This is a genomic window from Sutterella massiliensis (genome assembly GCF_016899755.1).
Classification (GTDB): domain Bacteria; phylum Pseudomonadota; class Gammaproteobacteria; order Burkholderiales; family Burkholderiaceae_F; genus Sutterella; species Sutterella massiliensis.
Window position 1 is genome coordinate 61,581 of sequence record NZ_JACJJC010000011.1, and the last position, 13,664, is coordinate 75,244.

The 13,664-nt window shown below is 53.7% G+C and carries 10 protein-coding genes; 4 read left to right on the top strand and 6 right to left on the bottom strand.

What is annotated here, in order from left to right; translation table 11 throughout:
• Positions 1 to 46 precede the first annotated feature (46 nt).
• On the top strand, positions 47 to 2,422 hold the full coding sequence (gene feoB / locus H6A60_RS07870; RefSeq protein ID WP_205103160.1) for a Fe(2+) transporter permease subunit FeoB: 2,376 nt from the start codon (positions 47 to 49) through the stop codon (positions 2,420 to 2,422).
• A gap of 161 nt (positions 2,423 to 2,583) precedes the next feature.
• On the opposite strand, the gene H6A60_RS07875 is transcribed toward feoB, so the two are convergent.
• Positions 2,584 to 3,483 carry a universal stress protein gene (locus H6A60_RS07875; protein WP_205103163.1) on the bottom strand — a complete coding sequence of 300 codons (900 nt, stop codon included), beginning with the start codon at positions 3,481 to 3,483 and terminating at the stop codon, positions 2,584 to 2,586.
• 541 nt (positions 3,484 to 4,024) lie between these two features.
• Here H6A60_RS07875 and H6A60_RS07880 point away from each other — a divergent pair.
• Complete coding sequence (locus H6A60_RS07880; protein ID WP_205103165.1) at positions 4,025 to 4,582, top strand: hypothetical protein; 558 nt, start codon at positions 4,025 to 4,027, stop codon at positions 4,580 to 4,582.
• A gap of 95 nt (positions 4,583 to 4,677) precedes the next feature.
• On the opposite strand, the gene H6A60_RS07885 is transcribed toward H6A60_RS07880, so the two are convergent.
• Entirely contained in the window at positions 4,678 to 4,953 is a 276-nt protein-coding gene (locus H6A60_RS07885; RefSeq protein ID WP_205103167.1) for an HU family DNA-binding protein, read from the bottom strand.
• 558 nt (positions 4,954 to 5,511) lie between these two features.
• On the opposite strand from H6A60_RS07885, the gene H6A60_RS07890 reads away from it, so the two are divergent.
• Positions 5,512 to 6,756, top strand: a complete 1,245-nt coding sequence (locus H6A60_RS07890; RefSeq protein ID WP_205103169.1) for an AAA family ATPase — start codon at positions 5,512 to 5,514, stop codon at positions 6,754 to 6,756.
• A 68-nt stretch (positions 6,757 to 6,824) separates the two neighbouring features.
• Here the strand turns inward: H6A60_RS07890 and H6A60_RS07895 are convergent, their stop codons facing one another.
• The gene (locus H6A60_RS07895) at positions 6,825 to 7,268 is read right to left on the bottom strand and encodes a GNAT family N-acetyltransferase (protein WP_205103171.1); all 444 of its coding nucleotides are present in this window, start codon (positions 7,266 to 7,268) and stop codon (positions 6,825 to 6,827) included.
• Positions 7,269 to 7,802: 534 nt separating this feature from the next.
• Positions 7,803 to 8,690: a DMT family transporter gene (locus H6A60_RS07900; protein WP_205103173.1), complete on the bottom strand. Its 888-nt coding sequence runs from the start codon at positions 8,688 to 8,690 to the stop codon at positions 7,803 to 7,805.
• A 635-nt stretch (positions 8,691 to 9,325) separates the two neighbouring features.
• Here H6A60_RS07900 and H6A60_RS07905 point away from each other — a divergent pair.
• Positions 9,326 to 10,192, top strand: coding sequence for a tyrosine-type recombinase/integrase (locus H6A60_RS07905; protein WP_205103176.1), 867 nt, complete (start codon positions 9,326 to 9,328; stop codon positions 10,190 to 10,192).
• 1,329 nt (positions 10,193 to 11,521) lie between these two features.
• Here the strand turns inward: H6A60_RS07905 and H6A60_RS07910 are convergent.
• A complete protein-coding gene (locus tag H6A60_RS07910) occupies positions 11,522 to 12,106 on the bottom strand; it encodes a MarR family winged helix-turn-helix transcriptional regulator (RefSeq protein ID WP_239477654.1) in 585 nt (194 codons plus the stop codon).
• A gap of 255 nt (positions 12,107 to 12,361) precedes the next feature.
• Entirely contained in the window at positions 12,362 to 13,657 is a 1,296-nt protein-coding gene (locus H6A60_RS07915; RefSeq protein ID WP_205103177.1) for an amidohydrolase, read from the bottom strand.
• Between the last annotated feature and the right edge of the window lie 7 nt (positions 13,658 to 13,664).

Below are 13,664 nucleotides of genomic sequence, written 5' to 3' on the forward strand. Positions count from 1 at the left end.
CTGTTTCAACAATCGACAAGAAACCGACAAAAAGGCAGATTAAGACATGGCCAAGCACATCGTTGGCGTCGTCGGCAATCCCAATTGCGGCAAAACGACGCTTTTCAACGCCCTCACCGGCTCCAAGCAGCGCGTCGGCAACTGGCCGGGCGTGACCGTCGACAAAAAAACGGGGTTCTTCTCCCACAAATCTGAAGAGATTGAGCTTGTCGACCTTCCGGGCATTTATTCAATCACGCCTTCGTCCGCTTCCGGCGAAGATGAGCGCGTCGCTCGCGATTACATTCTTACGGGCGAGGCGGAGGCAATCATCAACATCGTTGATGCGTCGAATCTCGAGCGCAATCTTTACTTGACGGCTCAGCTGATCGAGATGCGCGTTCCGATGATCGTTGTCGTCAACATGCTCGATATCGCCAAGCAGCATAAGCTCAAGCTCAATCTTGAGGAGCTTTCGCACGAGCTTGGCTGCCCGGTCGTCGGCGTCATCGCCAACCGCGAGTCGGGCGTCGACGAAATGAAAGACGTTCTAATCGACTTTCTCGCCAAGCCAGCCGTGCCGCCGCTTCGCGTTCGGTTTGAAGAGAAAATCGAGGTTGCGCAGAAGTCTGTCACGTCAATTTTGAGCGATGCAGCCGTTTCGCATGCGGACTGGTTTGCCGGCCAGCTTCTCGAGAAGGCGCCGGGCATTGAAGAAAAGCTCCCGGGGGTTGATCTTTCAAAGGCTCGCGAGATCGTCTCGAAGCTCGACGAAGAGTACGACGGCGACCTCGATATTGCGATTGCGAATGCCCGCTACGAATTCGTTGCCAAAGTTGCCGAAAAGTCCCTCGTTCGCGAAGGAGAGATGTCGGCGACGATGACCGACAAGATCGACCGAATTGTGCTCAACCGCTGGCTCGGGCTGCCGATCTTCCTTCTCATCATGTACGTGATGTTCCTCTTCACGCAGAATCTCGGGGCGGTTTTCATCGACTTCTTCGATGTTCTTGTGGGCGGCGTCATGGTGGACGGCTTCGGGCAGCTTCTTGAGTCTATCGGTACGCCCGAGTGGCTCAAGGTCTTCTTGGCTGACGGCATCGGCGGCGGCCTGCAGACGATTTCGACCTTTATTCCGGTCGTCTTCTTCCTCTTCCTTTTCCTCGCGTTCCTTGAAGACTCGGGCTACATGGCCCGCGCCGCCTTCGTTATGGACCGTCTGATGCGCGCGCTCGGTCTGCCGGGGAAGGCCTTCGTACCGCTTCTGGTCGGCTTCGGCTGCGGCGTGCCCGCCATTATGGCGACCAGAACGATGGACCGCGCAAGCGACCGTATCATTACGGTCATGATGGCTCCGTTCATGAGCTGCGGCGCGCGTCTGCCCGTCTATGTTCTCTTTGCAACGGCTTTCTGGCCGACAAACGGTCAGAACCTTGTTTTCGGACTCTATTTGATCGGCATTCTCGCTGCTATTCTCACCGGGTTCCTCTTGAAGCGCACCGCGCTGCCGGGGGCAGCTTCGGCATTCGTGATGGAAATTCCTCCGTACCACATCCCGACCTTCAAGGGCGTGATGCTTCGCACGTGGGATCGCGTGAAGACCTTCATGTTCCGTGCGGGCAAGGTGATCGTTATGATTGTCGCCTGCATTGCGTTCCTCAATTCGCTCGGCACTGACGGTACGTTCGGCAACGAAGATTCCGATAAGGCTGTTCTCTCATCGATCGGCAAAACGATCGTGCCGATTTTCGAGCCCATGGGTGTTCAGGAAGAAAACTGGCCCGCTGCAGTCGGCATCTTTACGGGCGTGCTTGCTAAGGAAGCCGTTGTCGGCACGCTCAATTCGCTTTACGACACCATGACAGTGAACAAAGCGAAGAAGGTTGAGGATGCCGCTGCAGGCGGCGCTTCAGAAGAAGCAGCCCCGGAAGAAGCGGCCGAACCGTGGTCCTTCTCTGCCGTATTCTCCGAAGCTGTCGGTACGATCTCTGAAAACTTCGCCGGTCTTGCCGGCGCCCTTACCGACCCCTTGGGCATTACCGTGGGCGATCTCTCCGAAGAGGCCTCTGCGGCTGAGGAACAAGGAGTTTCGACGGGTACGATCGATACCATCAAGGTCCTCTTCGGCTCGAGCACTGCTGCTTTCGCCTATCTGCTGATGGTTTTGCTCTACCTCCCCTGCTGTGCTGCCATCGCCGCGATTTACCGCGAAGTCGGTGCTGCATGGACGATCTTTGCTGCTGCTTGGACGAGCGTTCTCGGTTACAGTGCGGCGACGATCTTCTATCGGGTGGCCACCTTTGCCGAAAATCCGACCTACTCGATCATAGCGATTGGTGGCTGCGCAACTGCACTTGTCGGGATGTATTTCTGGATGCGTTCCTTTGCCAAGCGTGATGCCGCAAAGGGGCCGAAGGTAATTCCCATCTACGCGAACAAGTAAGCCAAGAACACGTTCGCATGAAACCAATGTCCGGGATGGGATAGTCGTCCCGGACGCTCACAAAGTCCAAAGCCCCGAGATCGAAAGATCCCGGGGCTTTCGCTTCAAATGCGGTGTTTTATGCAGGGAGCCTCAGCCGAAGCAGTCTCTTCGCTCTCTTGTCAGATGCGAATGAGAATGAGAGGCTTCCGGAGGTTCGCTGCAAGGTCGCGCGCCGTCGTGCCGATGACGAGTGCCTTGAGGTTGCCCTTGCCGTGCGAACCGGCGACGATCATGTCGAGGTGTTCGGCCGTATAGTCGGCGAGCATCTTGCCCGGACGCCCCTTTAGCTGCACGCCCGAAGCCTTGAGTCCCGCAGCGTTGAGCTTATCGACCACGGGCTTCACGATCTTCTCGTACTCCTCCGCTTCCATGTCGGGCACGCTCGGGACGATCTTCGAAGCCATCGCACTCATGTAGTTCGCAATGAGACCCGCATAGTCCGGCACGACCGTGATGACGACGAATTCCGCATTGGCGCCGAAGAAGTTCTTCGCGCGAATGATAAAGTCCACCGCAGCCATCCCGTAGTCGGAGCCGTCAACGGCAATGCCGACCTTGAGACTCGCCTTTTTGGGTGCACTCTGCGGATGAACGATCATGAGCGGCGTCTTCGATTTCACGATGACGCTCTGCGAAACGGAGCCGAGGAACACGCCCTCGATCATCGAGTTTCCGCGCGCGCCCATAACGATCATTTCGGCTTCGGACTGCGCAGCATATTTCGCGATGGCCTCACCCGCATCGTTTGATGAAACGACCTTCTTTTCGGGCTCTGCCGGGAGTTCCGCCTTGTCAATTCCCAGCTTTTTGAAGACCGCCGCCGCTTGGGCGGCAGCGTAGGCTTCACGATCGAAGATGGAGAACGCCGAAGCGAGATGCGCCGGAATGGTCGGCTCGACATTGAGAAGCGTCAGTACGGGCGCATCGGATTCGAGCCAACTCTTGCGACTTGCGACGAAATCGAATGCTTCTCGCGCGCTGTCGCTGCCGTCGACGGGAATAAGGATCCGCTTTAGCATGAACGCCTCCTTTCTGCAGCAACTGCAGGATTGCGGTTTTTCGTTTTTATGGCGGGGAAGAAGCGCTCACATCGACTGGGACAGCGTTTCTTGTCCCCTCGTATTCATATTAACGCGCGTCAAAAATACGACAATGGGCATTTGTCAAATAATCCGTTTCCTCTTCGGGTTAATCCTTGGTTTTTCATGTTTCAACGCGTTCGAGTAAACCGAACGGAACGTTCGGCAAGCTTTCAACAAACTGAAAATTCTGAAATAAATCCTTGCAAAGCGTTTCAAAGGAATCGACAGCTTTAAGGTTCCGAGAAAGATTCATCGATTAGTATTTTTCCCAACACGAGGACGGAAGGCAGACCGTCCGAGTTGCTTGGTCAAGAGACGGGGTCGCGTCCGGCGCAACGGAGGCGGCCCCGTCATTTTTTCAATATCGTGTGTCAGCGTTGCCAGGAAACATCGACTGCGCCGTCAGCCCGGCAAATCGCGCAAGAATCCTCGCAGCCGCCTATCATTTGGGGATCGAATCATTTTTTGGGCGGCCACCATGAAAAAACGCGATCCCGAGATCCTCGTTCTTCAACCTTACGAATTCTGGAAGGCTGTTGAGCACCTTCCCGTGAAGCAGCAACTCGTGCTGCCCTTGCCGCTTTTGAATGAAGGCGATACGGTGTTCGGCCTCATGCGCAACGAACTGCGTACGCCCTGGGGAATTTTTCTTGCTTCGTTTCCCGTTTCCTGGCGGCGCAAGTGCTTTGAAAAGCCCCGCGTGCTCGAACCGGTAGAGATCACCCAGAAGCAGCTCGCGAAAATCGAACTGAAGACCGATGACCCGTATCTCCTCACGAAGATCCTTCAGAAAGTCGGCCTTTTCAAGACCGACATCGACGACGATTTTGAAGATGTGAGAACACCGGGATTTGTCGGCCGCGTCGATGACGATTGTCTCGAAGGCGAAGCGAAGCTCGTCTTTGAAGACACGGATGCGCCGGTCGATGACCTCATCTGGGTACCGCGCGACATGCGGAGCGTTTGCCGTGTCGTCGATGGCGCCGTTTTTGCGCCGAAGGACGTTCTCGAACGCCACGACGTCTACTGGCGCTGAGAACGACCTTAGAAACACAAAAAGCGCCCGAAGGCGCTTTTTCTTTGGCTTGGAAAGGATAGACCGCGATGACTCTCCTTTCCGCATTGCTCCCATTAGCCGTTCACGGCCTTCTTGAGCGCGGTGCCCGGCGTGAACTTCGGACGCTTGCCGGCCGGGATTTCGAGCGTTTCGCCCGTCTGGGGGTTGCGGCCGGTGCGAGCGGCATACGTACCCACTTCAAACGTGCCGAAGCCGATGATCTGAACCGATTCACCCTTGGCGAGCGCGGCTTCGATCGTGTCGCAGAAAGCGGAAACGGCCTTGGCGGCATCAACCTTGGAAAGGCCGGCCTTTTCGGCAACGGCGGCGGTAAGTTCAGTCTTGTTCATGGAATTTGCTCCTTGCTCAATCAATCGTGCTTCCGGCTAGAGCATGCGCAAGCACGTTTAGAATTCGGCTCCTACTATACCTAAGAAATAACCAAACCGTAAGACTCTTTGCCGCGGCCTACATCGGCGGTTTTGGCTGTACTGCAGGGAAATGCGGCTGTCTATTTCCAGACCTCAAGGTGTACCGCTCCCCCCTCTTCGAGTCAAATTTCAGACGACTGAATTAAACAATACGTTCAAATTTTTCCCGTTTTCCATTGAGTTAGCTTCGTGTGAAACGAGCGATCGTTCTCATCTGCGGGTCACCGACCGATACTGCTCTTCGTTGTTTTCACGTCTTTCCTTTTCCTGCAAGGGAACTGAGAACCAACCGCGTTCGTTGTTTTACGCCTGTTAAAGAATGTAACAGAGTGATTCTTCTTTGACTCAAGCCAAATAACGAAGGGTTTTGACGAAGCTTGCTCATCTTCAGAGGGCACGGAAAATCTCTGTTTGTTCTCTTCAATCGGACAGGAGTCCTGCGTCTTTTCTCGTGCGTCTTGCGTTTACGCCACGTCCATGGCGGAATCCGAACAGCGGCAGTCGCTCGATATTTCGCTACGATCGTCTGTCTGGATCGAAAAGGAAACGCTCATGCTCAGCATGTTCAAAAATTTGCCTCTCGGAACGTCCGACTTTAAAGCACTGCGCTCACGCGGACAGATTTATGTGGACAAGACGTCGATGCTCCTACGCCTTGCGGAGGGGCGCAGCGCGAAGGTGCTTTTCACGCGGCCTCGCCGCTTCGGAAAAACGCTTTTGTTGTCCACATTCGAGTCTCTCTTTGCGGAAGGCCTGCGACACTTCGATGGACTTGCGATTGACGGCCGCTGGACGGACCACACGTATCCTGTCGTTCGACTGGACTTTTCACAGCTTGCTTTCTTTGCCGACGCGGCTGAATTCGAAAGGAAGTTCCGCGATTTCATTGCATTCAGTTTTTCGGAAGCCGGTTTTGAATGCGAGCAGCCGGACGGTTCGCTTGGTTTTCGACTCTCTCGGTGGTTCAACGGCTTGCCGCCCGACAGTCTTGTCGTCCTCGTTGACGACTATGATGCGCCGCTTCTTGCTGCTATGGGCTCGCCGTCGACTTTTGAAGCAGTCGCCTCTCTACTTCGCGAATTCTTTGCGGTGCTGCACTGCAACGAGGATGTTTTGCGTTTTCTTTTTGTCACGGGGACGGTCAAACCCGCCAATGCACGCGTGTTTGACGGATTCGGCAGTTTGACCGATATTTCGCTCGATTCGGCATACGGCACGCTCGCGGGCTTCACGATCGAAGAGCTTGAACGCGACTTGACACGTCCTCTTTTCAATGCAGCAAGCGAACAGTGCCTAGGCAAAGAGGCGCTTTTGTCCCAACTTGAGGAAATGTACGGCGGCTATCGCTTTGACGCCTTAGCCGAGCAGCCGGTTTTGTCGCCGTGGTCAGTGTTGCGATTTCTCGCTGAGCCCGCGAGAGGCTTTGAGCAATACTGGTTTTCAAGTCCCGGCTTGTCGGCGAAGCTCCTGGATAATCTCGGCGAGAATCCCCTGTTGGTGCCGAGCGCTTATTCGACGGCGCACGAAGTTCGTCTCTCCGAACTTCAGGCGGCACCTCTTCCGAACGATCTGGGGCAGGTCGCGCTTCTTGCGCAAGCCGGCTACTTCACCGTTAAAAGTGTGAATGCTGCAGGCTTCGCGTCGCTCGGCTACCCAAACCGTGAGGTAACGGTCGGCATGGCGCAGATCTATGCCGACATGCTGCTCGGGCGCCGTCGATAATCTCAATCAACCGATATAACTCATCGAGACGAAAGGCGGCGGAAGGCATTTTCGCTGCCATCAACCTTTCAGAGTCGCCGTTCGAGCACAATCATGTCGGTGAGGCGAACACCGGCATCAACGATCGGATGGTCGTAGTTCGCCGTGAAGAAGTTTTTGATTCGGTAGACGCGAACGAACCCGCACTTCTCATAGAAAGGCAGTGTTGCAGGGCTTTCGCCCGTACCGACACGCAGCACCGAAAAGCGGTTCTTATATTTTTCGACGAGGAACTCGATCATTGCACGGCCGTAGCCTTCGCCTTGATGCTCGGGATCGGTAGCGAGGTTCTTGATTTCGAGAATGCCCTCTCCTTCATCCGTTACCACGCACTCGCACTTGATGCCGTTGTCGTCCAGTACGTACATGGTGCCGCGCTCGAGGTAGCGGTCGATCATGGCTTCGCTCTCGTCGGCGAGAAGTAGGAGCGCGAGGAACCGCTTTTTATCGTCTGTAACTTCTCGAAATTTCATGTGCAGTGACCTTTCTGGCTTGTTGATTGCTGTCGACTATTCTGCGGCGAAATCCTGTTCGTGTTTCGATTATTTTGAGGGCAAGCATAACGGCAGCGCTTCCAGGGTCGCTGCCGTTATGCACTCTGTCAAAGTGCGCCGCGTTTCGAAGTTATCTCATCCACGAGGTGACCGGCTTCGACATCTTCGGGAGCGTTTCGCTTAATGCGATCTTCGGCGATCGCGTTTTGTCACCTTGGGTTGTTGAGACAGCGCTGGCGACGACGGGCAATTCATGCTGTACAAGCATTGGAGAAAGCTGGTGCATCCGTTAACGACATCGATACGTGGATAAAGCACGTAACGGCTTCTCTTCTAAGTATTGACGATCAATAATTTTATTCACTTAAAAAAGAAAGGTGCTTCTCCATGACGGAAAGCACCATCAAGTCATTAATACTTATATTTTTTCGATTTATGTCTTTTAAACAAAGAATTAGTTTGATGACTTTTTAATTTCAATCGCTTTACCTTTGTCTTTGTTTTTGTCACTCGTTACGATATAGGCACCGAGCAAAACAAAGACGAGTGCGATTGGTTTATCCCAAGTAAAGACGTCCATGCCGATGAGAATGGCAGTAATCGATGCGACGATCGGCTGCAGGTCATATAGATGCTGACGACCGCTGCACTCACCGTCCGCATGCCGATCGGGATCAAAATGTAGACAGCAATCGTTGCAAAAATGATTAAGAAAGCAATTTCCGTAATACCCCGCCCAATCGCCGGTGATGCAAGAATTGGCTCGGTGAGGTATGTGCCAGAGAGCACCCAGTACGGGCAGACGAGAAAGGCGCTTAAACTGAAAATCCATTTCATCTGGGTGACTGCGTGATACTTGCGACTGATGTCGGCACAAATTACGACGTAGCCGGCAAAGGAACTTACCGATACGATAGCGAAAAGAATCCCAAGCAGGTTGTTGCTCCCTTGTGCGCCGGCTTCCATAGCCGCTCTCACGGCAAGGATTGCTGCACCGAAAATGCCGAACGCAATGCCAAGCATTTTTCTTTTTGTAATCTTTTCATTGAAAAAGATCGATTGCAAAATGAGAACGACGACCGGTGACAAAGCTAAGATCAAAGAGAAATAGACTGGTGTCGTGTACTTGAAACTCAAGGATGTCAGATACTGTGAAAAGACAAACCCTAAGAAGGCGCCTAGAAGGATGAGCATAAAATCCTTGCGCTCTATTTTCTGCTTTTTTGCGAAGATCTGTACGATCCAAAAGAAAAGCGCCGTGACGGCTGCGCGGATACCAATATAGGCAAATGGGCTAAAGTAGTTCAGAAGAATGTCACGCGTAACCGGAATGTTCAAGCCCAGAACGACCTGCGTGAAGATGATCAGGAGGTGGCCCGCGACGACTTGGTTTTGCTTCATAGAATTCTCTTCATTGAGATCAGTGTAACTTTACGTTTCGCGGCCTTCGGGTAATTGCCGATTCCTTCCGAAGAGTTGATTGACTCGATCAGCCTTTACTGCTCTGGACACTTTTTCCATAGGGGTTTCGAGTTCGCTGCTATCACAAACCGTCTCTCCTTTGCTCTCCGAATTCTCGTATCACAAATCGGACTCATTATTTGTCATTCTCTATTGAAAAGAGGAAATTAGTCGTTTTAAATAACCGCATAGAATGATAGTTCTAGGCGGTTATAATGACATTCGAAATTCTTACTCGTTCGCCTGCTCTTCACAAGTTAATGGCGTTTTTCGTCTGTCCTTTCAGGAACGAAAAATGGAATTACTGTTCGGGTATGGTGTTTTCAGAGGCGAATTTAAATTGCGTTTCAGAATTACTGGCGAGTATCTGATTGACGAGCGAAAAAATAAACGCGTCTCTGTAGACAGGATTGGTAGACATGAATCCCGATTATTCCGTCCTTGATGTCGTCGAAATGCCGATAATGAACTCAGGTAGTCAACTTTCGACGCATGTTTCCAACTGTACAAGTACGCCGCTCAACCCTGCGCTTAAATACCTCGAGACCTTGTCTTCAGAAAATTCAAGAATTTCAATGGCAAGCAAACTCAATGTTGTCGCGAGAATGGTTGGCGCCGAGAATCTACTCGTCTGCGACTGGTCGACGCTCCGCGCAGAACATGTGCTTTCCGTCATGAAACGGCTCGAAGTCCCCGACTATGGCGAGCGCAAGCATGGTCCCGCAACTGTGAACTGCTACCTTTCCGCCTTGAAAGGTGTGGCAAAAGCGGCTTGGCTTTCAGGGCTGATCCCGCACGAAGTTTATCTACGGATTCAAGCAGTTCGCCAGCGACGCTTTCACCGGCTCCCGACTGGGCGCAGCCTCACCTTCTCCGAGTCCAAACAGTTGGTGGCGGCTTGCGATCTTTCTTCACCCAAGGGTTGCCGCGATCGGGCGATTCTGCTTCTCATGCTCGGCTGCGGTTTGCGACGCGGCGAAATTCCTGGACTCATGCTCGCGCACTACAACATCTACGACCGCTCTCTTTCCGTCATCGGGAAAGGCAACAAGGAGCGGCGTGTCTTCCTACCCGATCAGGCAGCGGCAGCACTCAATGCATGGATTAATAATTTTCGTGGCGCAGAGCCCGGAAGGCTATTTGGACGAATTTATAAGAATGGACGCATTTCACTTGAGCATCCAATGGCAGCTCGTTCGATCGGCGACATCCTCGCGGTCCGCATGAGCAGTGTCGACTCGCCCGAAGACGCGTTCGGCCGCAGGCCGAAGACAACTTCGCACGATTTGCGCCGAACCTTCGCAACTCGACTTCTCGACGAGAACATCGACATTGTGACGGTCAAGAACATGATGGGCCACGCGAGTGTGACGACGACCGCCCAGTACGATCGCCGCGGCGAGGATGCGCAGCGCGCGGCGGCGAATCGAGTTCGAATCTAATCATTTACCGAAACCAAGACAATTTCGGTTCCGACTCCACCCGCATTTGCTCAGCGTCGGTAAAGCATCATCGACGAACCTTTTGCATTGGAAGAAAGCCGTGGCAAGCGTAAAACATGCAGGAATGTTCGCGAATCATCGTCGTTAGGCTCTGTAAGAATACCTCGAGACCCGTCGATCTCGGCCACTTGCCATGTTCTTTCTAATGCAGGACGAAGAAGATCATACCCAAAGCAGCAAAGCTGATAGTGACTCTCGACAGCAAGTCTTCCGAACAAAATAACCGAGATAAGATTGGATATGTTTCTACGCAGCGCGCATTGATTTCACTATGTATCAGCGCATGATTCGAGTTGCAGCAGTAACAAGCAAAATGACAAAAAGCGTTGGTTGTCGGTACGTAAGTCCGACTTGAGTGCAAGGTCCTTAATTCGGTCTGCTTCTTTCGTGGAGTTATTCATTCAAAGATCTGACACCAAATCGAAGTTTTCAAACGATATCTCTCCGAGTCTGGTAAGCGGTTTGGTTCATTGAAGCTTAATCCGCTCATGACTTATTGACTTACGGTAAGGGTCGGATTCAAGTCGACGGCGCCCCTCCCGAACCTTCTGGCTTAGTGGTTGTCGAGAATATCCATGACAGCTTCAAACTGTGCGTCGGTCAGATAAGTGACGTTTCTGTCGAGTCGTGAAGCGAACACAGATCCGAGATCTTCTACAATGAGATCCGTTTTCGTCAAACTTGAACTTTTGAAAAGTTTATCCAGTCTTTTTGTAGTGAACACTGAAAGTCGAACTTTGAACGCGACAGACATATATTCCTCATTTAGGTTGCTTATCTTGTCTATTAATCAGATCATATTGCAAAATGCAATACATAAAGATAGATAGATAACATCGATTGTCCGTCTTGTTTAAATCAGAAAAGAGCCCGCTTGTTAGTGATGAAAGTTCATCTTTCAAAGAGACTAAATAAAACGGAGATTGTCTAAGGAAAGGTTAATGCTATTTAGCATTATGAAGGTAATCTTTCCGAATCAAAGTTCGAGCTCAAAGGCCTTTCAGCGAAAGAAGACGTTTCGAATGTTAGGACGATCTCAAGGTCGTCTATCGTGTCGTTTTTATTACAACTCCGATAACAACTTCGTTGTGTTCACTAACCGCGTATTCGACAGCTTCAGCCTGCGGGGCAATTGCCGAGTCCGTCCGGCGTTTGCAGGGCCAACCTGAGGTTGATGCCTCAATGACGGTTCTGGACTCATACAAAAACGCCGGTCTCTTCGAGAGTCGTATCGAGGAGAAACCGGCGCTTTGTCTTTTTGGACTCGCCTCAGCGAAGCCCGTTGAGGTTAAGTGCCCCTTGCTGCGAGAGGATGAGTTCCTTGAGCAGCTGCGCGAGAACGCGCTGCTTTTCTACGGGCATCCCCTTCATGAAGTCGTTTTCAACGCGCATATGCGCAGTCACGGCCTTGAGTGTCAGGTCGCGTCCGGCGGGTGTCGTTTTGAGAATGACGCCGCGACGGTCATCGGGGTCCGGCAGGCGCACGACGAGCCCCTTCTCTTCAAGGCGCTTGATGCGGTTCGAAAGTCCCCCCGAGGTAATGAGGATCTTCGTCTGGAGAATCTTCGGGGTGATATCGGCTTCGGGGTTTCGCACGAGCACGGCGAGCACCTCGAATTCACCGCGAGTGAGGCCGAAGCGTTCGAAGTTTTCGTCGACTCGCCGTGCGATGTAGTAGCCGAGACGCACGAGACGCGCCACGCAGGGCAGGCCCTGAGCGGGAAGATCGGGCTCCTCCGCGAGCCACTCTTCCTGCAGTGAGTCCACAAAGTCCTTCAGGTCGACGTAGGGATCGCTTTCGACGACCGGCTGCGGTTCCGGTCGCATTGGCCTGCCGTTCATATAGGTATTCATTTTTTTATTTGTACCTCTTTTGCGCAAAAGGGAACGGGCGGCAAAGGAAAGGATGACGACGGGAAGTCCTTCACGCGCCCGTTTGCTACAGGGTAACAGAGAAAAAGACGCCGCGGTAAGGGTTTTCAATGGAAACTTTGAAAAACCCTGTCCCAGCGGCATTTCAGACGAAAAAGCGGTGCAAATGCGTACGGCAAATGCACCGCTTTTTGCTCTTTTCGTGCTCCCCTTAGGTTAACTAACGGGTGCCTTCCCTCAGTCCTGACGCTCGAGGTGACGGATGAGGAGCGAGCGGTAGATCGAGAAGATCGTCATGAGGCGCTTTTCTTCGAAGTCGAAACCGGCCGTGTGGTGGCCGCCTTCGAGCTTCGAGCCCACGACGATGTAGGCGCCCTGGCCGCCTTTTTCCTGCACGCGCTTGATCATCACGGTGGCGTCGTCCGAGCCGTTGAAGTTCATCGTGTGTTCGACCTTCTCAACATAGGGTGCGGCCTTGGCGGCTTCGATCGCGTAGTTTTCGGCTTCACTGTCGGCGACAAAGTCGCTCGCTTCGCCCTGGATGATGTAGCTCGATTCGCATCCGTACATGCGGGCGGCGCCTTCGACGCGGGCGATCGCTTCTTCGAGCATGAAGCGGTTGATCTTTTCGTTTTCGCCGCGCACTTCGGCCTGCATGTAGGCGGTCGAAGCGATGACGTTGCGGCCTTCGCCGGCGCGAAGCGTCCCGACGTTGATGCGGGTCATCCCTTCTCCGTGGCGCGGCAGCGCCATGAGGGCGATTGAGGCGGTCGAAGCGGCGAGAAGCGCGTTGCGGCCCACTTCCGGCTGCATGCCCGCGTGCGAAGGCGTGCCCTTGAAGGCGAAGTCGACCTTGCAGGTGCAAAGGAACTTCTCGGGCGCCGTCACGACCGTGCCGCCCGGGATGTCGCAGCCGATGTGGATCGTGTAGAAGAAGTCGATGTCGTCAAGGATGCCGCTTTCGGCCATCGGACGGCCGCCGCGGCAGCCTTCTTCACCGGGCTCGAAGCAGAACTTGATCGTGCCGCAGAGGTTGTCTTTATTGGCGACGGCCCATTCGGCGACGGCAAGGAGAACGGCCTGGTGGCCGTCGTGCCCGCAGGCGTGCATGAAGCCCGGGCGCTGAGAGGCATAGCCGCCCGCGACCGGACGGTGCTTCGGATCGGTCGATTCGGTAACGCACACGCAGTCGAGCTCGGCGCGGATTCCGATCACGGGGCCGGGACGGCCCGTTTCGAGGATGCCGACGACGCCCGTAACGCCGTCAAGGCGAGCGAGGATCGCTTCGGAAACACCCTTCTTCTTTGCGTCGGCGAGAGCTGCCGCCACCTGCGACTCAACGGCGCCCGCACGGAATTCCGTGTTGATGACTTCTCGGCCGCAGAGCGTGCGGATGCCGAGCGACTCGAGCTTTTCGATTGCGCGGGCGCTTGAAACAAACTCGCTCCAGCCGGGTTCGGGCCAGGCATGGATTTCTTCGCGCGCCTTGATGAGCGCCGCTTCGGTAATGGGTTCGACGTACTGACGGGTCATGATTTGT